Source organism: Vibrio quintilis (assembly GCF_024529975.1).
Lineage (GTDB): Bacteria > Pseudomonadota > Gammaproteobacteria > Enterobacterales > Vibrionaceae > Vibrio > Vibrio quintilis.
Genome location: NZ_AP024898.1, coordinates 1,369,949 through 1,395,221 on the forward strand (window position 1 = coordinate 1,369,949; position 25,273 = coordinate 1,395,221).

The following is a 25,273-nucleotide window of genomic DNA, read 5'->3' on the forward strand; positions in this document are numbered from 1 at the left end:
ATGCAGGTTCAGGTTGCCTGGGTATATACAGAAAGCACACGCTGTAAACCGATCTGTGGAACAGCCTGTGAAATGGCGGACCGATAGCTGCCGGTCACAGCGGTATTTTTAATGATAGCCATTTGATTGCACTGCCTGACAATTAAAATTGCACCATAGCTGAGAAAGCACTGCCGGTTTTGCACCATTTTAATGCGGATTGTCCGGGATTCACATCATTCTGGCACCCTGATGTTGATAATATTGTTGGTATGTTTTTTGAAGATAAGAATTATATTTTCAACGTAGAATGACTATGTCTACAAATCAGTGCTTTGCTCAGAAACCAGTCAATTCTCTCTGAACATGCATCTTGAGCTCACTTGGGTATAACCCTGGAGAAAGTGATGCACTGAATCAAGTACATCATAAGAAATCAGTCACGAATAAGGATGAGACCGTGAATTTAAAAAAAACACTTCTTTCACTGGGGATAGCAATATCACCGGTACTGTTCACCACACCAGGCTACGCTCAGGTTCAGCATCCGTTTCTCGCGGCCGCTGTCGAGTTTAATCCGGTATTTCATGAAAGAGACAAAAATATCAGCCACCTCAGTCAGGATATAGAGAGAGCGCTGAAAAAAGGGGCAAAACTGGTCGTTGCACCGGAAATGTCTACAACCGGATACCTTTATTCAAGCCGTAAAGAAATCGCACCTTATGTGGATACTATTCCGGGTGTTACGTCGGATGCGCTGGGCAAACTCGCAAAAAAATATGATGCCTATATCGTGATTGGTATGGCGGAAAAAGATAAACAGACAGGTATCTACTACAATGCTTCAGTCTTAGTCGGCCCTGAAGGCGTCGTGGGGAAATACCGGAAAACACACCAGTGGGAAGCAGAAGAACACTGGGCTGCCTGGGGCGATCTGGGGTTCCCGGTCTTCGATACCGAACTGGGGAAAATCGCAATCAATATTTGTATGGATTCCGGTTATTTTGAAAGTGCCCGGATCCCGGCTATCGAAGGGGCTGATATTATTGCATTTCCAACCAATTCGTCCATCCAGGCCATTTATTATAATCAGTCCAGAGCAATGCAGAATGGCGTTTATATTGTTGAAGCCAACCGTAACAATACAGAGAAAAATTTCCATATGGTTGGCATGAGTGCCATTTGGGATCCTGATGGCAATAAGCTGGTTGAAGCACCTTATGTCGGTAAAAAAGATCCTTCGCCCAAAGAAACCCGCATTGTTTACGCTGAAATTGATCCGGCCAGATACAGTGTCAGAACAGAAAGACTGGCCAACCGCCGGACAGATTTATACCAGCCATTAATGCTGAAGGTTGCCCCGTGGGATTACACGACGAATAAAACGGAAAAAGAAATCAAAAGCGTTTCCATCCAGTTCGAACCGGTCATTGGCGACAAGCAAGCCAACATCAAAACTGTCTCAGCAATGTTAAGCAAGCTGAAAAATGAACAGCTGGCAGTCTTACCTGAATACAGTTTTACCGGTGAAACCGCCAAAATGAGTCAGAATGCGAAAAGCTGGGCTGAAGAGATTCATGGCTCAACATTCAGCCAAATGAGCAAGCTGGCAAAAGCAAACAAGATTAATCTGGTTTACTCACTGATTGAAAAAGATAAACACAGCAAACTTTACGTCACTACCGTCGTGCTGGATACCAAAGGCGATATACTGGGTTCATACCGTAAAACTCATCTGAATGCCGATGAGAAACAGTGGGCAACCGCAGGTGATGAAATTAAAACGGTCGATATTCCTGAGTTAGGACGTCTGGGCCTGATGTCCGGGGAAGACGTATTGTACCCGGAGGTTGCTGGTATATTGAGTGGCAAACGGGCCGACATGATCGCAATCCCATCTTCATGGGCAGGCCATTATGGTGGCTATGTTCAGGTCAATCAGAAAGCCATTGCAAATCCTTATCCGGCACACTCAATGGTGTTATGGGATAGTGTCGCTTTCTCAGCTCAGGCTTATACGATCGTTTCTAACTTTGTCGGAACAGACAATCATTACAAAGGTGAAAGTGCACTTTATACACTTGACCCTTTATACGGTCTGGATCAGGCTAAAGTTGCTTCATCAACCCAAGCCCAGTTATTCAGGGCATCTTTCAAGACCAAACAAAATGACTGGTGGCTTAACCAGTACAATATGGTTTCTTCCAGAAGGCCTTTCTTCTATAAACCTCTACTGCAACAGTAACAAGCCCTGGCTGAAACAGTCATTCTGTCAATCATGAAGAACAGACACCATCACTGGTGTCTGTTCACATAAGTCAACTCAATCTGAACAACCGGCTCAACGGTGCAGTGTTGCCGCAGACTCCGCATAAAAAACATCGGTAATTTGAGACAGAGCCACAGAACGAATAGCTGCGTGCTGCCAGTATAACGGCCCGTCCAGCCACTGATCCGGGACCAGATTAATAATCTGCCCTTTTGCCAGTGCTTCGGTCATCAGCCCTTCAGCAGCGAGGGTCCAGCCCATATGCCGGGATGCGGCTTCAACCAGACCGAGGGAGTCCGGTAAATAGTGCACGGCCGCTGGCGTAATCCATTCACTGGTGACAGCGTGCATAAATCTCGACTGCAACGGATCTTTGCGGTTGTACACAATAACCGGTGCTTCAGCGAAAGCTTTGGCTGTCAGCCCCTGGCTGAAGTAACGCTCAGCAAACTCCGGAGAGGCGATGGCACAATAACGGATATTGCCGAGTCTGTGGACGGCACATCCCTGTAGTGGCGTGGCCTCAGAGGTAATTGCACCAATCACGGAACCCTCACGCAGGTGATCCAGGGTGAAATCTTGATCATCAACGCGGATATCAAACAGATAACCATGCTCATGTTGCAGGCGGGCAAAGGCAGAAATCAGCCAGGTGGAAAGCGAATCTTCGTTGACCGCAACAGAAAAAGTATTGGATAACTTACTGCTGTCTTGCGTGAGATGAAATTCCGCCATAGCTTCAGCTTCCAGCAGTAACATCGGCCTGACTTTGGTCAGTAACTGTTGACCGGCGGGTGTCGGACGACATGGCGCCTGCCGGACGACGAGTAACTGCCCGACCCGGTCTTCCAGTGTCCGGATCCGCTGTGAAATCGCAGATGGCGTGACCGAAAGGCGCCTTGCTGCTGCTTCAAAACTACGCTCTTCAATCACAGTAATCAATGCAACGATCTGGGGAGAAACGAGACTCATAGCACCTTCTTAATTAAGTTATTCTTAATCAGATTAAGATTATATTGTTTTTCTAATCATTGCGACTGAAAGATAATTGGCGCTTCTTATCATCAAACATCTATGAGACTTAAAATGCCTTTTACTTCACTCATCGCAGGATTCGGCACCGGTGCCGGGCTGATTATCAGTATCGGTTCGCAGAATGCTTTTGTGCTGCGTCAGGGCTTACAGTGCCAGCATGTCGGCCTGATCGTGACCACCTGTATTCTTGCAGATATCCTGCTGATCAGCTGCGGGGTTGCCGGGATTGGCTTTGTGGTACAGCAATGGCCGGTGGTGCTGGATATTTTCCGGTTTGGCGGTGCCGCATTTCTTGGTGTGAATGCTTTACTTTCAGCATCCAGCGCCTGGAAAGGATCCGGCGGTCTGTCTCCCGCTTCGGGGCTGACAGTGAGCCGTCATCAGGTGCTGTTAACCTGCCTTGGTTATACATTTCTCAACCCGCATGTTTACCTTGATACCATGATCATGATTGGCAGTCTGTCGGCCGGTTACAATGGATTTGCCCGGTGGGGATTCGGGCTGGGTGCGATTCTGGCAAGCTTTGTGTGGTTCATCTCACTGGGTTATGGCTCAAAAGTGTTGTTACCTCTGTTTCGCAGCCCGCAGGCATGGCGCGTCCTCGATGCACTGGTCGCCATCATCCTGATGACACTGTCGATGATGCTGTTACTGACGCCCTTATCCTGAATAGCCCCGCAGATTACCCGGATCGCAATTTTGTTCTATTTTTATCCGGCGCAATCCCTTAGGATGAAAATTGTCATCAGCGAGGTACAGCGCAAGGAGCTGCCATCATGAAACCGCAGGAAAAATTTCACTATCTGCCAAGCCCCCATATACAGGGTGTGAAAATGCTGTCTGCAGTGATGAAAGAGTTTACTTTCGACCGGCACGCTCATGAAGAATACACCATCGGCATTACCCGCAAAGGTCGTCAGGATTTTTTCTGCCGCGGAGCAAACTATAAAAGTCATGTCGGACAAATGTTCTTTTTTAATCCTGAAGAAGTGCATGACGGCAACGCCGGGGCCGGGCAGGTGCTGGAATATGATGTCTTCTATCTGCCGGCAGACAGGCTGGAGCCGATGATCCGGGCGATGGGTGTGGATCATCCCAACCATCTCCGGCTGAAAGACTCCCTGATTTCTGATCCGCTGTTTTATCGCCAGGTGATGCAATTCGGTCATGTGCTGCAATCTGAAGACAGCACGATTATCGAACAGGAAGCCGGTCTGATCCAAATTGCAGAATCAGTAGCCCGGCTGAATCGCCGGGCGATGCCACTGCCATTTCCGACCCGTCGTAAAGACCGGTTGCTGTTGCAGGCAAAAGACTTTATTCACGACAATCTGGAACACAATTTGTCAATTGATGACATGAGTCAGGCCGCAAATATTTCCAAATATCATTTTATCCGCCTGTTCCGGGAACAATTTGGTATCACACCACATCAGTACATTCTCAACTGCCGGATTAATCAGATCCGGAGGGTGGTTGAATCCGGTGAGAAAATCACGGATATCGCATTCCGGTACGGCTTTTCTGATGTCAGTCATCTGAACCGAAAGTTTAAAAAGGTCTTTGGGATGACACCAAAGCAGTACCAGCGTCAGTTAATGTACCGGCGCTAAACTACGTCAGGCCGATGCTTTAACACCGTTTTCTCAACCCGGTTTTCTTCATTCAGAACCAATCTCACTCATTATTCTTTCAAAGAAGAAGGATTTCTCATGTCAGAAATATTGCTGTACGCCATCAGCATCATGTATTCACCGGGTCCGGTGAATTTACTCAGCCTCAATCAGGGGATGATGAAACAAACCAGAGCCTCACTCGGATTTTTCGCCGGTGTCGGCTGCGCAATGTTCCTTTGTCTCACCATTGCCGGATATGCAGGCGCCAGTATCATCCAACCTGAGTGGCTGTTTTTTATTTCGGTGCCCGGCTGTGTTTATATTGTTTATCTGGCCGTAAAAATATTTCGGGCATCCGCTGGTTTGTCTGAGAACTCAACCCCGGCACAATTACCCGGATTCATCGATGGTTTGATGATGCAGGCACTGAATCCCAAAGGGATTATTGCCGTCATCCCAATCACGACAATTCAGCTCCCGGCTGCCGGTATCAGTGGCTGGCACATTCTGATCTGGTCTGCGGGTCTGAGCGTGCTGGCTTTTGGCGCACCTTTCAGTTACGCCATCAGCGGCAGCTTACTTGGCCGTCGGATCAGGCAACCGGGACTGTTTAAAAGCTTTAACCGGTTACTCGCCGCAATGCTGATTATTGTTGCCCTGAAGTTAGGCTATTCGCAGGCGGTGCTGTTTTTCTGTCAGACATCAGGGTAATTAAAACGGCCTGAATAAATAGTAATGAAATACCCGGCTGGATTGTACAAATTGCAGATGAATCGAAAACAGGAAATGACAGGGCATATTCAGCCCTGGTTGCTTTTTAACCAACTGAAAGTGATCAACAGTTGAAAGCCACTGACTATGAAAATATCCCTTTTTAGCACAGTACTGCCACTGAAAATACGAACAAAATGCCTCAGAAATTTTCACTGAGAATCTGATAATGCCGTTCAATATGGACAGACACGGCTCCCCAGCGGGAAGATTTCATTCTGGCCTGATGAGCATCAAAAGCCGCCTGATCAACAAATACTTCATAAACATCAAACCGGCCAGGCTCTGACTCCGATTCAGTCACTTCAAATACAAGGCATCCCGGTTCCTGATGAGTCAGCCTTTGGTGGTGAACAAGTTCCTTCCGGACAACCTCAAGATCGGCCGGCGGAACAAGGATATACCCTTTTATACCCAAGCAACCTGAAGATGCAGGATTCAGGTTGTTTGGGTATAAGATAACTTCAGAACTCATGTCATGACTCCTGATAGGGCGAGAGATCAACACCTTCAACGTCACACACAGCTTTCACCACCGGAAGCTGGCTCATACGTTGTAAATAAGCTTTGATTGCCGGGAAGGTGAGCGGTGATTTTTCAACCGGTGTCGCCCACCCTGCCAGCATAAAAAAGAAATAATCACATGCGCTCAGCTGATCGCCCAGCAGGTATTGATTACCGGTCAGCTGATCATTGATCACTGCCAGCGCTTCTGCAATGCGTTCATCCTGCGCAGCGACTACCGCCGGAATTCCCTGCTCATCCGTTGTATGTCGTTGCGGGTAATAACGAACCATCAGTTCTGTTTGCAGGGTGTTATTCAGATAAGCCAGCCACTGGAAAAACAGCGGACGATTTGCTTCTCCGACAGCCGGAATCAAGCCCGATTCAGGATGAGATTCACACAAGTGAATACAGATGGCCGGACTTTCAAAAATCGCCTGCCCGTCAGCCACCAGTGCCGGAATCCGCCCGGCCGGATTGATCTTCAGATATTCCGGTGATTTATGCTCATTATTTTTTTTATCCAGCAGAATCAGCTCATAATTCAGATTCATGTGCCGAAGCAGAAAATGGGCAGCCATACTGGCCGTTTGCGGAGCGTAATAAAGCTGATACATATCAGTCCCTTTTTATCTGTTTGATATCAGTCTGACCGTCTTGCGTACTGAATTCAAGTAATGCAGAAAGCGCAGCATCCGCTTTTGCTGACTGAACAAAGATATGGTCGTGATAATACGCTGCAATCACATTAGCACTAATCCCTTCGGAAGCGAGTTTTGCTGAGACTGCAGCCGTTAAACCAACAGCTTCAAGGCTTGAATGCACGGTGAGTGTAATCTGTCGGAATGAACCCTCGAACGATAATCCGGCATCCTCAGCGATGGTTTTATTTAATACCAGGGTTAAACCTTCCGCCTCAATAAATGTGGCAATCGGATTCAGCCGGATATAATCGCTTAAATCACCGGGTACTGTACAAAAAACAAACTCAGCATCCAGCAATGCCGGGCGCATCGATCTGAGCAGTTCCTCTAATTCCGTAATACCTGACATAGAACAATTTCCATCTTGTTGAGTATCTTATACCCAAACAACCTGAAGATGCAGGTTGCTTGGGTATATAACTTATCATTAACAAATGAGGGCAATCAATAAATCCCGGCACCTGGCAGATTTGTCTTTATGCATATATATTTAAATAATCTGCAAGTGCATCCGCGTTTGATGCACATTATTGAATTTATATCTGTTGCACATCATTTAATTTCACAAAATAAATCATCTGAATCCGATTTCCTGAACGGCCTTCCCGTTCTTTCAAATTCACAGCTAATTTGTACAAACTGATTTGTTAATATTCACACGCAATTCATTTTTTATGAGTAAATTGCACATGTAACCAGTAGCAAAATGTATGCTACACAGCTGTTACATTGATTCAACCATAATTCTAATCATATAAGGACTCATACTGTGAATAACAACAACGTCAGGAACAGGCTGTTTTTCATCGCCGGAACAATGAGCACCCTCATGCTCAGCGGACAAATTTTCGCGGCTGATTATTGTACAGATAAACCGGTAGACGGCATCATTTACAAAATCGTCAATGCTGGTGCGAAGAAATTGATGGCTGCAGAATCAACCGCAAAAAAAGCCAATGTGGAATTACAACAGAATACCGGCAGTGACTCCCAACGGTTCAAACTGAATCAGCAAAGTAATGGTTACTGGGCTATTCAGGCGTCAAATACCGATTATGCTGCAACTGTAAAAGGCGGTTCCAAAAGCAATGGCGCTACAGTTCAGCAAAAACCATACAGCAGCTCATCCAGCCAGGAATGGCAACTGGTTCAGATAACATCCGGGACTTATAAAGGCACTTATAAAATCGTCAACGAAAAATCAGGCATGTCTCTGACTGTGGCCGGGTCAACTGAAGGTTCTGATATTTATCAGAACGAAGATGCCGGCGTTAGTTCTCAGCGCTGGTGGCTGGAGCCCGTCACAAGAACCTGTGGTTCTGACTCAGGTTCAAGTTCAGGTTCGGACTCAGGCAGCAGCTCATCCGTTGACATTTCAAGTTCAGCCGCTGCACCAACCGCTGATGCAGCGAAAAATGCGGGCGCAAACAGCGAACCGCAAACCAATGGCAAACCTTCGTTCATTAAGAGTGTCGACTCAGATGCAAAAGTGGTTTCAACGCTGGCAGGCTTACTTGATGCCATTGATGATGCCAGTGCTGGTGATGTAATTTATATCCGTGAAGGGACTTACTATTCATCAGATACAATCAAGATTAAAAACAGTGGCACGTCATCAAAAGCGATTGTGCTGAGTGCTTATCCGGGTGATGATCGTCCGGTATTCGATTTCTCTTCCATGTCTGAAAACAGCAGTAACCGCGGCTTCCAGGTCAGCGCAGACTACTGGCACATTTACGGCTTTGATATCAAGAAAGCCGGTGACAACGGTATGTATCTGACTGGTTCACACAACACAATTGAGTTCATGAAGTTCTATGAAAACTCAGATACCGGCCTGCAAATCGATAAAGGTGCTGCTTATAACTTCGTCAAAAACTCTGACTCTTACTACAACGCTGACTCGTCGCTGGAAAATGCTGATGGGTTTGCTGCGAAACTGAAAGTTGGAACAGGTAACTATTTCTACGGTTGCCGGGCATGGAACAACCTGGATGACGGTTTTGATGGTTACCTGCGTGACAATGGCTATACCGTAACAACCACCTGGGAATACTCCTGGATGATCCGTAATGGTTATCAGAAAAACGGCACCAAAGGTGTGGGTGATGGTAACGGCTTTAAAACCGGCGGCAGTGACGGAAAAGACTTAGCTCACAATGGTCTCTATATTAATACTATTTCTGCCGGAAATACCGCAGATGGTTATGACCAGAACAGTAACCGGGGCACAGTCACTATCTACAACGCAGTTGCTTATGACAACTCCCGTAACTTCGGTTTAGGCGATGGCAGTTCCCGTCAGCTGAAAAAACTCACCATCAAAAACAGTGTTTCACTGGACGGTGACAGCAGCGATAAATTTGGCGCAAGCTCAACCAGCATTAAAAATAACAGCTGGCAGAATAGCATCTCATTCTCTTCATCTGACTTCGAAAGTGTCGATGTTGATGACTTACTGGCCTCTCGTCAGAGCGATGGCAGCCTGCCAGTGGTTGAGTTCTTCCACCTGAAAAAAGGCAGCGACCTGATTGATGCCGGTACAGATGTTGGTCTGGACTACAACGGCAGCGCGCCTGATTTAGGTTCTTTTGAATCAAAATAAGACGATACGTTAACCATTCGTTATCTGTTCTGTCCGGGTATCGTTGATACCCGGATTTTTTATCTGAGGCTTCAGTTTAGTCAACCAGCTGAATTCCCAGCGCATCAAGTAAATTCAGCGCTTCATACCGGGAGAACTTCGCCCCTTTGACCCGGTTTTCCAGCACATCGATTGCATACCCCGTTGCACCGCTGAAATCGGTATCCTGCAAATCAGAACGTATGAATAAACTCCGGGTGAAATCACACCCACACATAGACGATTTTTTAAAATCGCCTTCCCGGAAATCAACATCGAGCAAACGGCATTCATCCAGAACCAACGCATTCAAAGTTAAGCCAAAGAAGGATGAATCATTTAACAGACAACGGATAAACTGTAATTCAAAGTCAGCATGAAATACCGGCCAGCTTGCTTTGGTCCAGTCCACACCCACTAGCTTACAATCCTGAAATGTGATGCCGAATAACCGGGTTTCAGAAAAATCTGACAGGCTCAGATTACAGTTTCTGAATTCGCAATTCAGGAATTTGCAGCGTTTAAAGGTCACTCCTGAAAAATCACAGTCTGAAAACTGACATTCTTCAAACTCAATGCCCCGGAAATCTGCTTCCGGCCATTCAACCCTGGTGAATGAAACATCAAGATACGCTCTGTCGTTTTCAAAATTATCCATAACTGCCCCGCTGCAACTGATGATGACATACCAATATACCCATTCCCTCCCGGCGGGAAAAGCGACGGGCTGACTTTCGTCATTTCCGGCCCGCCATCATCGCTGGTCTGTAATCCGGTCTGTAATAACGTGTAATAGTTTTTTTAGCAGACAAGGCATAAATTCAAAGTGTCGGGCGGGCAATCTCACAGGTAAAGACAGTCGGCCCTATTCATCAGCTCAGCGTCATAAAACAAGACCTGATCTTCATGAGGAGGAATGTATGGCACATACCGTTCTGATTGATAGTAATAAACTCAAACGGCTCAGAGAGCAGCGTGTTTTATCACAAGAGGGGTTAGAACAAGCCTGCCGGGAAACAAAAGGATGCAGTGTGTCCATCGCCACGATTAAGCGTGCCGAACGGGGCAGAACACTCAGCCAGAGAACCGCGGCCCGGCTTGCCCACTTTTTCTCTGTACCTGTCGACGATCTGATTATTCATGAAACTTCAAGAACCGGCGACCTGCCAACAGATGAAACCCGGAAAAGTATCGTTCTCTGGTTTCAGGCATCCGCAAAACCATTACTGACAAAAGTTGCGCAGAAAGCCTCCCGGTTTGAGCCGTATATGTATCAGCGCACAGAAAAAACGCTTATCCTGGCTTTTCCCTGCTCATGCCCGGAAGCCAGGCTGTTCCAGCTTCAGCGGACCTTAAAGCAAATCTGTCAGCCGTCAGAAGAACATCGTGCACTGATCACCACCGGAATGCTGGTCAAATCCAGCCCATTACAATGGCGGATGACAGCGCAGTGCGTGGAACATCTCACCCGGTTGACCGGCAATATTCCGGACGGCACCATTGCCGTTCACCGGACCAAACCGTAAGACGTCCTTTTGCTGAACAAAGACAATACTTATCAGGCGATATGCATTTAAAACGAATAACTATAGTTCAGATACCAGTTGCCTTTTGTATCCGGGTACAGAGCTAAGTCACCATCAAATGCAGGGAAAAGAATAGTTGTCGCATAAAACGTGGCATAAATGGCATGAATCGCAACAAAGTTACGGATAAAAATATCCTCTTCATCCAAATCGTCCCGATCGGCCATCTTGAAGTTATAATCGCTGAGAGCAAAAAGAGAAGCACTCCAGAGAATGCCTTCAGGTAAAGCCGTCAAAGCGCCAACGCCGCCACTCAGTGTAAACCAGCCAAATCCGGTCGGGTTTGTCGCTCCCCAATATGAGAACCCGGCAGCCATGATCTCCATCGCGGCAATACCTTCCAGAGTACCACCGGAGCCCCAGCCCCAGTAATTCACCGGACCTGAAACCGGGCGTTCTTTTTTTAAGACGACCTCATTAACGAAATCAGACTGATAATGGTATCCGCCAGTGTCTGACGTATTATCATTCATCACTGAGAAATGACTAAAATCTAATGCTGTTTCGCTGAATGCACTTGCTTTACAGCTCAAAAAAATAAGAAGTAACACAAACTTTTTCATTAATATTTCCTTTTTTAGAGAAAATACTCTGATTCTCTGGCAGCAAAAGAAAATATAAATAAAATTGAGAATCCGATCGTAATTGAATAAAAAAAACAGACTCCGTTCAATATAATATACCCAAACAACCTGAAGATGCAGGGTTCAGGTTGCCTGGGTATACATCAATGACAAGAGGCGCACTTGAGGCGCCTCTTGTCTGTCATGCTAAACCTTATTATTACCGATAGCCCATTGAGCTGATTTCAACATCCGGATCCGGTTCATGCGTGATTCGGTTACGTAAATCCCGGCGGATAACTTCAATTGACCAGAACCAAATCAAATGGCCGACAATTTCAGACACATGCTCATACCAGGGAAGGCTGAACAGAGAAGGTGTCAGTCCCATCAATGGAAATGAAATCATATGGACAAAAAGCTGTGCCAGCGCGCCGGCAAGTAACCCCTGCCATAATTTAAATTTAGGAAATCTCTCCGTCACCACACAATATCCGACGGCAAACACCAGCGAGAAAATAATATGCGTGACACCAACCCAGTTAAACACATGACCGGCAAAGGTATATACAGCCTGGTTAGGATCCGCAACGCCAAGCCAGTCACGTAAAAAAACATAGGGTGGGTTCAGAAAGTTTCTTGAGCAGTCAATTTGATCAGCCGCTCTGATTAATGCCTCAGGAGGACAGGCAGCCTGAAATATATCAGCCGGGCTCCGGGGCGGAAGCGGATGTTCAGCACCCCACTTCACAAATGCAGACACAATACCGGCAATTACACCAATAAAAGCCGCAACGCCATAACGCCGGCGTGATGGATCGGTTTGGATAAAAAAGTTCATAATGTTCCCGTTAAAAAATGTTGTAAAACAAAAGGTAAGGATAACATATTGAAGCACATAAAATACGGGTACAGATCAACTCAAATGCATTTAAAATCATAACTTTGGTGAATCATTTGCACGATTTGGCACCATAAGTCAGGAAGCATAAAACGTTTCAGGACGCTATTCCAAAACCAAATTCAACCGGAAACTGAAGAGAAACCGCTTATTTCAGAATTTACCCGGATCGGATCAATTCTGCCGGAATAGATTCGCAGACGAAATATTCGTCATATCATTCTTTTATATTCCCAAGCAACATGAAGATGCAATATATCGTCATTTATTAAGTTTTAGTTTTCTGATAGTTAATCGTCGTTTAGACTGAATCCATTGAAAATATATCAGGGTCCGTCCGGGAAAGGCTTAAGTTTTTATGAATTCAGAAATGCTGGCAAATTATTTAAATAAAATCGGGATGAAGAGCCATATAGAGCCTGCGCTTGATTCCCTGAAAAAAATTCATCAATTACAGCACAGCAGAATACCATTCGAAAATTTTGATGTGATCAATGGCACAACGCCATTTTTGTCCGAAGCAGCGCTCTATCAAAAACTGGTTATTCAGGAAAGAGGCGGTTATTGCTTTGAATTAAATGGTCTGTTGTCCCATATATTAAAGTTTGTCGGATTTGATGTCAGGCCATTACTGGGCCGGGTTCATCTGGAAGAAAAACCATCGGGTCGCGGGCATTTTATCAATCTGGTCACCCTCGGAGGCAGGCCGTGGATTGTTGATGCCGGGTTTGGTGCAAATACTCCACGGGCGCCTCTTCCGGTTATCTTTAATCAGGAAATATCAACCGACATTCAAACATTTCGTTTCATTAAAGATGAGTGCTTTGGCATTATCCTTCAGGAGCAAAGCAATCCGGGCTGGAGGAATTTATACAGTCTGGACATGGGTCATGTGTGTGAAGGCGATATCGCTTATGGCAATCACTTTACCTCAACCAGCGCAGACTCTGTCTTTGTCTCGACATGTGTTGCTTCACTCAGGACAGATGAAGGCCTTATCACGCTGCTAAACAATCAGTTAAAAATCAAACGCCCTGGAAGTACCCGGGAAATCATTCTTGAAAGTGAGCAATCTTATTTTTCAGCTTTAAAAACATATTTCGGAATTGAGCTGAATATCCCTTATCAGGAAATTACAAAGCATTTTTAAATCACCGTTTACTGTTGTTATGATTTATTTGGGTGACCGGGAATTATCGGGACAGGGTTACCGGGACAGGCGCATCAAAGATAAATTACCGGGACTTTTATTCCTCCGATAGGTACGATTATCATGACTGAGTTTTGGGTCAGATATACCTACTGATTTTCAACCCAGAATGACCATGTCTACAAATCAGTGCCTTGTCTCAGAGCCTGACAAATCTCACGGAAACCTGCATTTTCAGGTTGTTTGGGTATATAAAAATAAAATGCCATGATCTGAGAGTTGTTATCACATATTTTGATTTTCTCATCAGAGAATGAATCCGCAGACCTGAGTCATAAAATAAATTGAACAAGGAATAAATGATGATCATTATCAATGCCAGTTTAAGAGGAAAGGATGGTTATTACACGATTGTGTGTGATAACGGCAAATTTAAATCAATTGTTCCGCAACAGGACAGGATTGAAAATCCGCATGCAGATATCGATGCGGGAGGAAACCTGCTGTGTCCTCCCTTTGTTGAACCTCACATTCATTTAGACGCAGTCCTGACCGCGGGTGAACCCCGCTGGAATATGAGTGGAACACTGTTTGAGGGAATAGAATGCTGGGCCGAAAGAAAGCCGATGCTAACTCATGATGATGTTCAGCAACGGGTTTTGAAAACAGTAGAGCTGTTATCAGAAAATGGCATTCAGCATATCAGAACGCATATCGACACGACCGATCCTGATTTGGTTGCATTGAAAGCAATCAATGACTTGAGACCCAAACTCTCCCCCTACATTGATCTGCAAATTGTGGCGTTCCCTCAGGAAGGGATTTTATCCTTTCCGGAAGGAAAGAAACTCATGGAAAAAACACTGGATTATGGCGTTGATGTCATCGGCGGCATTCCTCATTTTGAATACACCAGAGAGTATGGCGTTCAATCTGTGGTGTGGGTGATGGAACTGGCTGAGAAACACCATAAGCTGGTGGACATCCATTGTGATGAAATCGATGATGAAGCCTCCCGCTTTCTTGAAGTACTGGCAACTGTTGCTCTGGAAAAAGGAATGGGGGAACGTGTCACGGCAAGCCATACGACTGCAATGCACTCTTATAATAATGCTTACTGTCATAAACTGTTTCGCCTGCTGAAGCAGTCGAAAATCAATTTTATTTCATGTCCGACTGAGAGTATTCATCTTCAGGGGCGGTTTGACGCCTACCCAAAACGCCGTGGTATTACCCGGGTAAAAGAAATCCGGGCAGCAGGCATGAACATTTGCTTTGCGCAGGATTCGATTCAGGATCCCTGGTATTCACTGGGTAACGGTAAACTGCTGCGCGTATTAGATTCGGGCCTGCATTCATGCCACATGATGGGATATGAGGATTTATCAACCGCACTGGATCTCATTACAGACAATAGCGCTAAAGCTTTAAATATTGCAGCGCGCTATGGCATCGAGGTGGGTAAACCGGCTAACTTTATCGTCATCGAAGGTAAGAATGATATAGAAGTCATTCAAAAACAGGGAGAGGTATTGTATTCCGTCCGGCAGGGCAAAATCCTGCTCTCACGCCAGCCGGCCGTCATCTCAGAACGCGTCCGGCTCACACAATAAGTCACCGCTGAGTATTCAGCAATATTGTACAGAACAGCCGGAAAGTTTGACCTCTGGCTTGCTTAATGAAAATCACTGATGATTGTCCGGTCCTTTTGGCGGTTTACAAAAGTATCTGAGAGCACAAATTATCCGGGGACAAAAAGTATCCGGGGACAGACACTTCTGAAAAGATTTAAAAGAAACATTTAAATGTGCCTGTCCCTGTAATTTCTGTAATTTCCCTCAATAGATTTTGTTCCACTTCAAGATGATAATCAGCCTGCCTTTGTATTAAACATGACACATATTGAGGCTACAATCATTTTCCCTAACATGGCACTCAATTACAGCGAGTCAAAGGAAATGATGAAGCAAACGCAACTCAACTTGCCAAAGTTTTTGGCAATCATATTAGTATTTATATTTACTTTTCAGGCAGATGCAACAGAGAAACTTCCCGCGCTTGGAGCGGATATCCAAAACACATCAGTATCCGGGTTGTCTTCCGGCGGATATATGGCAGGGCAATTTTTCATGGCACATTCTGCGATGATGAAAGGTGTCGGAATTGTTGGCGCAGGGCCTTACCTCTGCTCAGGTTCATGGCCGCTCCCTTATGAAATTGCGTCAGTTACAACATGTAAAAATCCCCGGTATTCATTCTGGGAACCCAATACGCCTCATTTGATTGCAACCACCAGACAACTCTCAGCCAGTGGGAAAATCGACGATATTCAGCATCTGAAAACAGCGCATTATTATATTTTTGGCGGCCTCAATGACCAAACGGTGACACAAAGAGTCGTCGATCAGAATATCTCTTTCTTTCAGTCTCTTGGTGTCAGTGAACGTGCTATATGGTACGACGATAATGTCAATGCCGGACATGCTTTTATTACCGATAATCCGCAAGATAGTGCATGTTCAGTGACCCGGTCGCCCTACATCAACAACTGTGGATTTTCGCAAGCCGGACGCATTTTATCTCAGATCTACCCTGATTTTACGGCAAGCGAAACAAATCCTGCGGCAACACCGGAGGCCTTTGATCAATCCGAATTTATTCAGGAACCTTTTACCAGTATGGATGAAACGGGCTATGTTTATATTCCGCCGCAATGTAAATCCGGAACCACCTGTGCGGTTCATGTCATCTTCCATGGCTGCCGGCAAGGTGCCACAGTGATTGGCGATAAATTCTATACGGGTACGGGGTATAACCAATATGCAGATGCGAATCACCTGATTTTGTTGTATCCGCAGGTTCATCGCTCTGCCAGCCTGACCGCAACTGAACCTGAAAACCCCAAAGGATGCTGGGATTACTGGGGATACTCAGAACCTCAGAACCCATTCGGAGATTTTTATACCAAAGATGCCCCACAAATCCGGGCGGTGTATCGAATGATTCAGCGTTTAACCAGTCCTGGACATTGATTCTGAAAACATGATTCTGAAAGCGTCTGTCTCTGGATTTACCGGGACTGGATTTACCGGGACTGGATTTATCGGGACTGACGCTTTAAATACTGAACTTAAACGTTTGTCCTTATTTGTTTGCTTTTTGCCGGATATCCTCAGGCTGAGATAGTACTTGGGTATAAACGGGAACCGGCAGATTATGTGCCTTTAAGAAGCTTAACTTATCCCAATACCCTCGCTGGAAAGTAATAAGCCCTGCTTCAAATTTGAAGAATCCACATCCGCGCAGACCCATAGGATCTTTCCATTCCAGAATAGCCCAGTCGCCATCCTGAAAGATATTTTCTACGATACAAACCATTTCGGCTGCTGCAAATTCATCGACAAACATCTTCTTAATCGCTGCCTTACCCATAACGGGTTCATTAGCGACCTGATGATTCACTGCATCATCAGAATAAAAAGTGGCGATTTTCTCAGCATCGCCCTGATTAAAGGCTTCTACCCATAATTTAATGATGTCTTTCGGTTCCATAACGATTCACCCATTTATACAGTTGCCTGTCCCTATTCATTCTTCTTTGCCTGTAAAAACGAACACTACTTCTTATTTCACCTTCTGTATAGCGGCATCTTGTTGTGATAGCAGAACAGAATCAAATCATCTTCCGGTATTCAGCTCACCCGGCGATAAGGTTATAATTTCTCAAAAGCACACCACATCCAGAGGCAAGCACAATGATCGTGTCATCGGCAAGCATTAACCAAACCCCGCGGGACTGGGAAGGCAATATCTCCCGCATTCAGTCTGTCATTGATCATTGTGCAGCAGCCGGTGCAACGCTGATTGTGACTCCGGAGCTCAGTATTTCCGGTTACGGTTGTGAAGATTATTTTTATCAGGAAAAACTGACGGATACTGCATTACAAGCCCTTTCCTGTCTCAGGATTCCTGAGGGCGTGCTGGTCACCGTGGGTTTACCTGTGCTCTTTTGCAATCGCTTATATAACGCCGTGGCACTGCTGCAAAACAATGATGATGGCCGGATCATTCAGGGGATGGCGTTTAAGAAGCAACTGGCAATGAATGGCATTCATTATGAAGCACGCTGGTTCTCAAAATGGGAGTCCGGTTCCGTCGTTGAAACCGACCAGATCACCGGCTATCCCATTGCCATCGGCGACCCGGTCTTCGACTATTGCGGCTACCGGATTGGGTTTGAAACCTGTGAAGAATCATGGGTGCCAAACCGCTCTGCCCGCGCCTTATTTGAGCGGGGTGTCGACATCATTATTAACGCTTCGGCCAGCCACTTTGCCATTGGCAAGTTTGAGGCACGCAAGCAGCTTGTGATTGACGGCAGCCGGACATTTGGTGCGGCTTACATTTACTCGAACCTGAATGGTTGTGAAGCCGGGCGGGCAGTTTACGATGGTGGCTGCCTGATCGCTTCCGGCGGCGATATTGTCGCACAGGGAGAACGGCTGCACTTTACTGACTCTGCCGTGATCTTCGCTGCCATTGATGCCCATGATAACCGGTTAGTCCACCAGATGAATTCGCAAACCGCAGAATACAGCCATATACAAACAGATACGATCCATCTGCAACCAGCTCATTTATCACAGCAAACAGATAAAACAGCCCCGGCTCAAATTCACCACTGGGAAAATTCGGAGCACCTGCAACATGAAGAGGCGGTTCGGGCCGTGGCGCTTGGTTTGCGGGACTGGTCAAAAAAGACTTGTACCAATGGTTTTGCACTCAGCCTCAGCGGCGGTGCAGACAGCGCGCTGGTCGCCGCTGCAACGCATCTTTCAGTTTACTTGGAGCTGGCCGAATATAAGCAGAAAAGCTTAAAACTTTCCCGACACTTAACACAGTTTCTCCCCGCGTCATCCGAAGAAAAGGAAACGTCACCGGGTGACATCCCGGCCCTGACAAAACAGATCATGCAGCGCTACATGCTGACGCTGTATCAGGGTACCCGAAACAGCAGTGAGACAACGCTGAATGCCGCTCAGTCGGTCGCTACCGGCACCGGTGCTGCGTTTGATGACTGGGATATCGACCCGCTGATCGCAAATTACCGGGCTTTGTCTGAAAAAACCATCGGCCGCCCTTTAACCTGGGAACAGGATGATATTCCGCTTCAGAATATTCAGGCGCGGGTACGCGCGCCGGGTATCTGGATGCTGGCAAATATTGAGAATAAGCTATTGCTGACGACATCGAACATGTCTGAAGGTGCAGTCGGTTATGTCACTATGGACGGCGATTCATCGGGTGTGCTGGCCCCCATCTCAGGGATTACCAAAGGCCGTATTCTGAACATACTTCGCTGGCTGAACAGCGATGGCATTCTGGTGAATGACACTCACTACCGGTTAACCTGTTTGCAACCGGTCGTTGATCAGCGCCCGACGGCAGAACTGCGGCCTGAACAGCAAAATGATGAAGATGACCTGATGCCTTTTGAGATTCTTGACCGGATTGTCGAATTGTTTATGGTGAAACGCAAATGCCAGCAAACGATTTTAGCGATCTTAACCGGAGAATTCCCTCAATACAGCCATCCCCAGATGAATCAATATGTGGACTTATTTTTCCGTCTGTTCAAACGCAATCAGTGGAAAAGAGAACGTCAGGCCCCCGGATTCCACATTGAAGTCAATTCCCTGGACCCGAAAACATACGGGCGGTTTTCTTTATTCACCGGGTAACGTTGAGTTCACCGTAAAGCTTACCGAGCTTACCGGGACAGACGCCAAAGACCGGGCCTAATTTAACCGCCTGTCCTTGCAAAGATGTCTGCGGCCACAAACGGTAACTGTCTCTTTTCGCCTGTCCCTTTTCTGGTTCAAACGACCCGCCAGCCGTTATTTTTAAGACACTTGTCATTCTTTTCCGTCCCGCCCGTTTAAAAACTGCGGTAAGTCATCAGTTATTTCATACCAGTCGGCAGAATATTGTGTAAATATGTGCGCATCAGGTCTTTGAGGGATTGGCGTGTCCAGTGTCCCTAAAGAAAACTCAACAAACCTGCCACTGTCATTGGAAGGAACAAAGACCAGACTTGAACCGCAGACACTGCAAAACAGCCGCTTTGTACCGTTGGTTCCTTCATAGACACGAATGAGTTCTTCACCACATAGCCATTGAAAATTTTCTTTTTTGGCCTCACCAAACGTTGCAAAAGCAGCCCCATGAAATTTTCTGCACATAGAACAATGGCAATGCGCCATTCTGTCTTCGATTTTGGATACAGCGTATTGAATGCCCCCGCAAAGGCAAGCACCTTGATATTGATTTTTTTCTTCAGTTTCACACATCCGTTTTCACCCCGACTGTCCCTGTTAATTTCTATCGATTAAATATCATATTCACGCTCCACTTTCGCAATCCGTGTTTTAAAAGCAGAGTTCCACTTCTCATGCCCCGGTTTTTGCGCTTCTTGATGTTCAAGGCTGGCTTTCCAGCGCCGGACAGATTCAAGATTATTCCAGTACGAGACGGTAATGCCCACACCATCTCTTGCTGTTTCACTGGCCTGTCTGTATCCGGGGCATCATATCAAACGAAGACTGCGGGAATGATGGGCTTCAGTTATCAGTTACCGCTCACACACTTGTGATAGAAGATTTTATCCACACCTTTGACCAGATAATCTTTGTAACGCCCGATTTCATGGAAACCGCATAATTCATAAAATCCGGGGGCCTGAAATGTATAGGTATCAACGGCGATATTCGGAATACCTCTTTGCCGGGCTTCATTTTCGACCCGTTGAATGAGCTGACTGCCAATCCCCTGATTTCTCAGTGCATCCGAAAGCCACAAAAATCTGATTTGAATGGATGTGATATAAATAAACCCGGTCAGACCGCCAATCACTTTTCCTGATTCATCTTTGACAAATAAGCCGAAAGACTGGTCTTCAATTTCAGGGACATATGTCTGGTTAAACTCCCCTAAACCGTGATAAATGCTTTCAATCTCTTCTGATTGAGGTGATAGCGTAAAGTCGATTTTCAATTTGGACTCCGTGTTTTTTACTGCCGGGAAAAGCGTCAATTTTATCTCTGGGAATACTGCGAAGTAAGCAGAAAAATAAAAAATAAAGGACAGACGCGATTATCTTAATCTGAAATTTGAATACAGGCCTTCATGATGAAATAACCACACCTCTTTCGTCACAGGATTAAAAATCAACAAATCACCATTAAAAAGGCATTCACCTGAATATGACAAATGCTGTGAAGCAAAACAGACCATATCATCTGAAGCAACTTTATACGGAAAATGTTTATATGATGATTCCGCCAGTATGTATAAGTCTCCGGAAAAGTCACTACCTGAAGGAAGGTTTTCCAGTATATGAATATCTGCCAAGCTTTCCCAATCATGAAGTGGGATCCATTCGCATGAAATATTGTTTTCAAATGTAAAATTTATAACACTTTCTACAGAGTCACACTTTATCCCAAATAACAAAATACAGGCTTGATGGAATTGATGCCACGTTGTCGCAAATGCAGAAATCACTCACCATATCCCCTCATCTTTCCCAGGATAAAAATACATCGATCTGCTGCTGAATCTGACCGATATCTTTCGACTGAAATGACTGAAGGGGATGATCAAAATCATAACTCACTTGTTTTTCTAACCGGTAAACAACCGACTGACTTGCTATTCGTTTCGTGATGGACTGTTGAACATGAGAGTCAAATTCTGCTTCATCCACATGAGCCTGCAACAAAAGAAGATGATATGAACCTTCAGGGTCAGAGTCAGGATACCAGCCTAAATCAATCGCTAACATGCGTCCCTGATTCGTCATATAAAGCATGTCCTCATAAAATGGATAATCAAGAAAACCGTCTTCGGGTATTTGTTCTTCGGCACGAATATCATAAAAATGGTTCCATTTGACTTCCCACCCTTCCGGGATTCTTAAAGGAACCAACACCATACATTGTTCCATACGATTACTCATTCCCTCATCAGTCAAAAGCATCTTCCTCATTAACCAGTGCGTCGACAAAATCATCAAAAGAATGGCAGATCAGTCTTTTATTATTTGCCATATTGAATTGAGGATCGACATCCTCATGCCATGTGTCTGTTGCATAAAAGTAGATCTGACCATTTTTGTCAATACAGATAAAATTTCCGCCCCAATCTGTTGGAAATGGTAATAGCTCTCCGGGCAGGAAATTTTTCTTGATTCCCTGCCTGTAAATATCTTCAATTGTATTTTCTGTTTGGTATGGATACTTCATCCTCAAAATATCAGCGATACAAACCGGTTCATAATTATCAGTGCAGGGGAAATAATCCGGTTCAGGAACACCTCCATTCTGCCGCAGGTAAAAACCTCTGAACGCCTCTGGCAATTCAAAATTAATCAACGCTTCGATTTCATTGATATCAGCCTGACAGATCTTATTCCCGCTGTTTTTCAGTTGAATATTCATCATGTTTAATTCAGTCTTCAATTATCATCACTCACTGTAAATGAATCATAACAGCTTGCTGTGCCTGTCCCCGGTATTTTCGTATAATTATTCCATACCCGAACGATCAATTGCAGGAATACCGGGCATCTGAGGAATGATTGTGGACATTATCAAATTCGAAGCACCAGCCCGTGAAAAGCTACTGAAATTTCAGGATGAAAATAAAATAGAGAGGATTCCGCTTTGCGAATACAGCTCAAAAAAAGGGACAACCTGTATAGAACCAAGATAATAACTACCTAACGTCAAGATAATTCAATAAGGATTCGGGAATAAATGGGAAAGCTGCGGATTAGGTGGGCGACTTTTTGAGATGATTGTCCCACCTTAACAGAGTATAGAAATTTGATGAATTTGATCGAAATTTTCGAGCTAGAGAAACATTATACCAATAGACTCAAGCACTACTCTGTCCCTTTAAAATAAATAGTCAGTCTTTTGTTACCTTTGACGTACTTTTTAATTGATTTAATTCCAGCTCCAATGCTTCGGCCTTAGACTTTTCATCTAAATATCTTTGGAAGATCTTATCAACGTTTCTTTCCTCGTCAGGGAATTCAGCTTTCAGGCTTGCAGAATGACCAGCGATAGGGATACGCAGTTCAAATTCATGTACTGATTGCCCCTGTTCCTGTTTTTCGGCATCTTCTTCCAAAGCATAAAAATAGCTCTCCATTTTTTCTGGTGTGGATGTAAAAGGATTTTCACTGGGGAAAGTATTAATCATTTCCTCAATCAAGCGAACAATGTCGCGATATGTAGCTCCGACCCTAAATGAGCCTCCAGAAACAAATGAATAACCCTTTGCCCATCCCCAAGAACGAACTAAATGAGTTGTTATTTCACGCTTAGGACGTTCAAACAAGAGATCTTCAGCACTTAAACCAATGTTATCAAAAAGCTCAAGCATCTTACTAAAAACTTCCAATGAAGGGGATAATTCTCCGCGCTCATACCTACTTAATGTGTCTCGGGAAATTCCCAGTTGACTCGCCATCATATTTTGGTTTAGACCCAGATCCTTTCTGGCTATTTTCAATTTCTCTCCGAAATTAGACTTAAACGATGCATTTTTCGTTGACATTGTAGATAATCCGCCTATTATTTGTGATTAATTAGTCGTATTAGTCTAATGCAATAAATCAGGAGGTAAAAGTGAAAAGTTTCAAAGAACCTGTAACTCATGAGGAATTTAGTCGCATAAGGGCGGGGTTTATCGCACAAGGAGCTTCATTCTCAGGATGGTGCAAGTTGCATCAGGTTACTCCTTCAAATGCAAAGGCTGCACTTGTTGGTTCATGGAATGGCCCAAAAGCTAAAGAGCTTAGGACAAAGATCATTGCTGCATCAGGCATCGATCAACTCGACTGAGGATGTGTAATGGAAACTAGTAAATCACAAATAGCGTATGAGCGAATAAAGGACATTCTTTCCACACTGAGTACCTTTGAAATCATTGGGGTTGTAGGGGCATTAAATAGTTCTATTTCAAAAGGACATTGGATAAAAGTCACCTTATTTGACAAAAAGAAATTAGGTTCAAAAATCCTACAAAACAATGAATTACATGATTTCATTTTATCGATGGATCTATTTCAAATAACCCAAAAAGATGTTCGTTTAGCTTGTATTAAACAATTTGGAGTAGATAAAGTGCCATGTCGTTCATCTTTCAGCCGGGCATGGAAAACGCTTCTATTGGAAAAACAAAGTAGAGGTGAACATGAGGAAAAATGACCAATCCATTTCATCATACAACCTCAAACCAACCCGGTTCACTCTCGATATTCTGGAGTTACTTGTGAATCAGGGCATTGAAGGAATGAATCTGAAGGACATTGCCGAATACTTTTCCTTACCTCGTTCAACAGTTCACCGATACCTTACAACACTTACCGAATCAGGCTGGGTGGAATCCTCTGGTTCAGTAAAGGCAAAGATTTGGAAACCTTCTAACCACTTCATCAAATTGGCGTTCAGCTACAGAAATGCTGTTCGGGAACAAATAGAAACCGTGAAAGCAGAATACAAAGATTTAACTGGTGAGGACTTACAAGATGTCTGATGATTTAAAAAATCTTGAACAGGCAAAACAAAGAATTAGTGATGCCTTGGAAATAAATGCAGCTGAAGCGCTATCAATCTCTCAATCTGAGGGAAAGAAGATTGAAGAAGCTGTAGATTTTGGTGCTCTGCTTGGTCGTGCTCAGATGGCTGACAGACTATCAAAAATTACCGACGCCGTAAGTCTAAGTGTATTAAAAGAAATCAAAGAATCCAAGAAATACAAGGCGTTGAAAGGCATTACCTTTACAAAAAGCTCGACTGTCGGCAGTAATTTGGTTGTTCTAAAAGGGACGTGGGAAGAGTTTTGTGAAATCTATGGTAGTTCTAAGTCGACGATAGATGAGCGTTTAAAAAATCTGGATGTTTTTGGAGAGCAGGCACTGGAATCAATGAGTGCAATTGGCATGACAACAAGAGATTTTCGTCGCCTGCGTAAGCTCCCCCAAGAAGACTTAACTGCCATTGTAGAAGGTGAGACGGTCAAAATTTCAGACCGGGATGAAGCTCTGGAAATAATTGAAGAGCTGTCTGCAAAATACCGACTCGAAAAGCAGTCTCTTCAGAATGAAGTCACAAACTTAAAACATGAGAAGCAGTCTCATGAGCGTTTGCTGGCGGACAAAGACAAAAAGATAAATGACTTATCCAAAAAACTGGATGTCCAGTTAACTCCGGCACAGAAGCGCCAGAATGAAGAAGCGCTTAACGGTCAACTGCTTGAACAGTTAAATGTTGCTACGCTGGCTGTAGACAGTGGTTTTGCCCGTCTTTTTGATGCTATCCAGACTATTCAGGACAACAAACACCCGACAGATATCGATCAGGCTTGTGAAGATGTCCTGTTTCGAGTTCTTGAACGCTTTCTTAGCTTGTCCGCTGATATGGGGATGTCTGCTCATGTCATGGAACATCTGGAGCAATGGCACACTGAAAATGCCCTGCTATTTCAGAATGAGGGTTAAGCT

Annotated in this window: 30 protein-coding genes; 14 read left to right on the forward strand and 16 right to left on the reverse strand. The window is 44.9% G+C overall.

Annotation, left to right across the window (positions count from 1 at the left end; genetic code table 11):
• Positions 1-439: 439 nt before the first annotated feature.
• Positions 440-2,224 (forward strand): nitrilase-related carbon-nitrogen hydrolase, encoded by a 1,785-nt coding sequence (locus OC443_RS24625; RefSeq protein ID WP_200796876.1) that lies wholly within the window; start codon positions 440-442, stop codon positions 2,222-2,224.
• Positions 2,225-2,320: 96 nt separating this feature from the next.
• Here OC443_RS24625 and OC443_RS24630 read toward each other — a convergent pair whose 3' ends face one another.
• On the reverse strand, positions 2,321-3,220 hold the full coding sequence (locus OC443_RS24630) for a LysR family transcriptional regulator ArgP (protein WP_073579889.1): 900 nt from the start codon (positions 3,218-3,220) through the stop codon (positions 2,321-2,323).
• A 102-nt stretch (positions 3,221-3,322) separates the two neighbouring features.
• On the opposite strand from OC443_RS24630, the gene OC443_RS24635 reads away from it, so the two are divergent.
• The 3 genes from OC443_RS24635 to OC443_RS24645 all read left to right on the forward strand — a co-directional run bounded on the left by OC443_RS24635 (position 3,323) and on the right by OC443_RS24645 (position 5,610).
• Complete coding sequence (locus tag OC443_RS24635) at positions 3,323-3,952, forward strand: LysE/ArgO family amino acid transporter (protein ID WP_262021767.1); 630 nt, start codon at positions 3,323-3,325, stop codon at positions 3,950-3,952.
• Between the two features lie 107 nt (positions 3,953-4,059).
• Complete coding sequence (locus tag OC443_RS24640; protein WP_073579891.1) at positions 4,060-4,896, forward strand: AraC family transcriptional regulator; 837 nt, start codon at positions 4,060-4,062, stop codon at positions 4,894-4,896.
• A 99-nt stretch (positions 4,897-4,995) separates the two neighbouring features.
• Positions 4,996-5,610, forward strand: coding sequence for a LysE family translocator (locus tag OC443_RS24645; protein WP_073579892.1), 615 nt, complete (start codon positions 4,996-4,998; stop codon positions 5,608-5,610).
• A 202-nt stretch (positions 5,611-5,812) separates the two neighbouring features.
• Here OC443_RS24645 and OC443_RS24650 read toward each other — a convergent pair whose 3' ends face one another.
• Genes OC443_RS24650 through OC443_RS24660 form a run of 3 tightly spaced genes read right to left on the reverse strand, consistent with a single transcriptional unit; the run spans position 5,813 to position 7,227 of the window.
• Positions 5,813-6,145 (reverse strand): putative quinol monooxygenase, encoded by a 333-nt coding sequence (locus OC443_RS24650; protein ID WP_073579894.1) that lies wholly within the window; start codon positions 6,143-6,145, stop codon positions 5,813-5,815.
• Position 6,146: 1 nt separating this feature from the next.
• Positions 6,147-6,791, reverse strand: a complete 645-nt coding sequence (locus OC443_RS24655) for a glutathione S-transferase family protein (protein ID WP_073579895.1) — start codon at positions 6,789-6,791, stop codon at positions 6,147-6,149.
• 1 nt (position 6,792) lies between these two features.
• The gene (locus OC443_RS24660) at positions 6,793-7,227 is read right to left on the reverse strand and encodes an ACT domain-containing protein (RefSeq protein ID WP_073579896.1); all 435 of its coding nucleotides are present in this window, start codon (positions 7,225-7,227) and stop codon (positions 6,793-6,795) included.
• Positions 7,228-7,647: 420 nt separating this feature from the next.
• On the opposite strand from OC443_RS24660, the gene OC443_RS24665 reads away from it, so the two are divergent.
• Positions 7,648-9,483 carry an RICIN domain-containing protein gene (locus OC443_RS24665; RefSeq protein ID WP_200796877.1) on the forward strand — a complete coding sequence of 612 codons (1,836 nt, stop codon included), beginning with the start codon at positions 7,648-7,650 and terminating at the stop codon, positions 9,481-9,483.
• A 76-nt stretch (positions 9,484-9,559) separates the two neighbouring features.
• Here OC443_RS24665 and OC443_RS24670 read toward each other — a convergent pair whose 3' ends face one another.
• Positions 9,560-10,159, reverse strand: coding sequence for a pentapeptide repeat-containing protein (locus tag OC443_RS24670; RefSeq protein ID WP_073579898.1), 600 nt, complete (start codon positions 10,157-10,159; stop codon positions 9,560-9,562).
• A gap of 262 nt (positions 10,160-10,421) precedes the next feature.
• Between OC443_RS24670 and OC443_RS24675 the strand changes: the two genes are divergently transcribed.
• The gene (locus OC443_RS24675; protein WP_073579899.1) at positions 10,422-11,027 is read left to right on the forward strand and encodes a helix-turn-helix transcriptional regulator; all 606 of its coding nucleotides are present in this window, start codon (positions 10,422-10,424) and stop codon (positions 11,025-11,027) included.
• Positions 11,028-11,074: 47 nt separating this feature from the next.
• Here OC443_RS24675 and OC443_RS24680 read toward each other — a convergent pair whose 3' ends face one another.
• Together OC443_RS24680 and OC443_RS24685 are read right to left on the reverse strand one after the other, a co-directional pair.
• Positions 11,075-11,650 (reverse strand): hypothetical protein, encoded by a 576-nt coding sequence (locus tag OC443_RS24680; RefSeq protein ID WP_073579900.1) that lies wholly within the window; start codon positions 11,648-11,650, stop codon positions 11,075-11,077.
• Positions 11,651-11,870: 220 nt separating this feature from the next.
• A complete protein-coding gene (locus OC443_RS24685; RefSeq protein ID WP_073579901.1) occupies positions 11,871-12,491 on the reverse strand; it encodes a YagU family protein in 621 nt (206 codons plus the stop codon).
• Positions 12,492-12,909: 418 nt separating this feature from the next.
• Between OC443_RS24685 and OC443_RS24690 the strand changes: the two genes are divergently transcribed.
• The 3 genes from OC443_RS24690 to OC443_RS24700 all read left to right on the forward strand — a co-directional run bounded on the left by OC443_RS24690 (position 12,910) and on the right by OC443_RS24700 (position 16,733).
• Positions 12,910-13,701: an arylamine N-acetyltransferase family protein gene (locus OC443_RS24690; protein WP_073579902.1), complete on the forward strand. Its 792-nt coding sequence runs from the start codon at positions 12,910-12,912 to the stop codon at positions 13,699-13,701.
• A gap of 359 nt (positions 13,702-14,060) precedes the next feature.
• Positions 14,061-15,314 (forward strand): cytosine deaminase, encoded by a 1,254-nt coding sequence (codA, locus tag OC443_RS24695; RefSeq protein WP_200796878.1) that lies wholly within the window; start codon positions 14,061-14,063, stop codon positions 15,312-15,314.
• 345 nt (positions 15,315-15,659) lie between these two features.
• Positions 15,660-16,733, forward strand: a complete 1,074-nt coding sequence (locus OC443_RS24700; RefSeq protein WP_262021768.1) for an extracellular catalytic domain type 2 short-chain-length polyhydroxyalkanoate depolymerase — start codon at positions 15,660-15,662, stop codon at positions 16,731-16,733.
• 112 nt (positions 16,734-16,845) lie between these two features.
• Here the strand turns inward: OC443_RS24700 and OC443_RS24705 are convergent, their stop codons facing one another.
• On the reverse strand, positions 16,846-17,253 hold the full coding sequence (locus OC443_RS24705; protein ID WP_073579904.1) for a nuclear transport factor 2 family protein: 408 nt from the start codon (positions 17,251-17,253) through the stop codon (positions 16,846-16,848).
• A gap of 203 nt (positions 17,254-17,456) precedes the next feature.
• On the opposite strand from OC443_RS24705, the gene nadE reads away from it, so the two are divergent.
• Positions 17,457-19,442, forward strand: a complete 1,986-nt coding sequence (gene nadE, locus OC443_RS24710) for an NAD(+) synthase (RefSeq protein ID WP_073579905.1) — start codon at positions 17,457-17,459, stop codon at positions 19,440-19,442.
• Here nadE and OC443_RS24715 read toward each other — a convergent pair.
• The 8 genes from OC443_RS24715 to OC443_RS24750 all read right to left on the reverse strand — a co-directional run bounded on the left by OC443_RS24715 (position 19,432) and on the right by OC443_RS24750 (position 23,325).
• Entirely contained in the window at positions 19,432-19,620 is a 189-nt protein-coding gene (locus OC443_RS24715) for a hypothetical protein (protein ID WP_073579906.1), read from the reverse strand. The two genes, nadE and OC443_RS24715, sit on opposite strands and share 11 nt — an antisense overlap.
• Complete coding sequence (locus tag OC443_RS24720; protein WP_073579907.1) at positions 19,617-20,051, reverse strand: GFA family protein; 435 nt, start codon at positions 20,049-20,051, stop codon at positions 19,617-19,619. Before OC443_RS24720 ends, OC443_RS24715 begins: the two co-directional genes overlap by 4 nt.
• A 38-nt stretch (positions 20,052-20,089) precedes the next feature.
• On the reverse strand, positions 20,090-20,245 hold the full coding sequence (locus OC443_RS24725; RefSeq protein ID WP_200796880.1) for an antibiotic biosynthesis monooxygenase family protein: 156 nt from the start codon (positions 20,243-20,245) through the stop codon (positions 20,090-20,092).
• 83 nt (positions 20,246-20,328) lie between these two features.
• Positions 20,329-20,754 (reverse strand): GNAT family N-acetyltransferase, encoded by a 426-nt coding sequence (locus tag OC443_RS24730; RefSeq protein ID WP_073579908.1) that lies wholly within the window; start codon positions 20,752-20,754, stop codon positions 20,329-20,331.
• Positions 20,755-20,853: 99 nt separating this feature from the next.
• Positions 20,854-21,264: a hypothetical protein gene (locus OC443_RS24735; RefSeq protein ID WP_073579909.1), complete on the reverse strand. Its 411-nt coding sequence runs from the start codon at positions 21,262-21,264 to the stop codon at positions 20,854-20,856.
• Positions 21,265-21,277: 13 nt separating this feature from the next.
• Positions 21,278-21,718 carry a hypothetical protein gene (locus OC443_RS24740; RefSeq protein ID WP_143169207.1) on the reverse strand — a complete coding sequence of 147 codons (441 nt, stop codon included), beginning with the start codon at positions 21,716-21,718 and terminating at the stop codon, positions 21,278-21,280.
• 7 nt (positions 21,719-21,725) lie between these two features.
• A complete protein-coding gene (locus OC443_RS24745; protein WP_073579911.1) occupies positions 21,726-22,202 on the reverse strand; it encodes an SMI1/KNR4 family protein in 477 nt (158 codons plus the stop codon).
• Positions 22,203-22,671: 469 nt separating this feature from the next.
• Entirely contained in the window at positions 22,672-23,325 is a 654-nt protein-coding gene (locus tag OC443_RS24750; protein WP_073579912.1) for a helix-turn-helix domain-containing protein, read from the reverse strand.
• Between the two features lie 71 nt (positions 23,326-23,396).
• On the opposite strand from OC443_RS24750, the gene OC443_RS24755 reads away from it, so the two are divergent.
• Genes OC443_RS24755 through OC443_RS24770 form a run of 4 tightly spaced genes read left to right on the forward strand, consistent with a single transcriptional unit; the run spans position 23,397 to position 25,270 of the window.
• A complete protein-coding gene (locus tag OC443_RS24755; protein WP_073579913.1) occupies positions 23,397-23,612 on the forward strand; it encodes a hypothetical protein in 216 nt (71 codons plus the stop codon).
• A 9-nt stretch (positions 23,613-23,621) separates the two neighbouring features.
• Positions 23,622-23,978, forward strand: coding sequence for a hypothetical protein (locus tag OC443_RS24760; protein WP_073579914.1), 357 nt, complete (start codon positions 23,622-23,624; stop codon positions 23,976-23,978).
• The gene (locus OC443_RS24765; RefSeq protein WP_073579915.1) at positions 23,965-24,306 is read left to right on the forward strand and encodes a helix-turn-helix domain-containing protein; all 342 of its coding nucleotides are present in this window, start codon (positions 23,965-23,967) and stop codon (positions 24,304-24,306) included. Before OC443_RS24760 ends, OC443_RS24765 begins: the two co-directional genes overlap by 14 nt.
• The gene (locus OC443_RS24770) at positions 24,299-25,270 is read left to right on the forward strand and encodes a MarR family transcriptional regulator (protein WP_073579916.1); all 972 of its coding nucleotides are present in this window, start codon (positions 24,299-24,301) and stop codon (positions 25,268-25,270) included. Before OC443_RS24765 ends, OC443_RS24770 begins: the two co-directional genes overlap by 8 nt.
• The last annotated feature ends 3 nt before the right edge of the window (positions 25,271-25,273 follow it).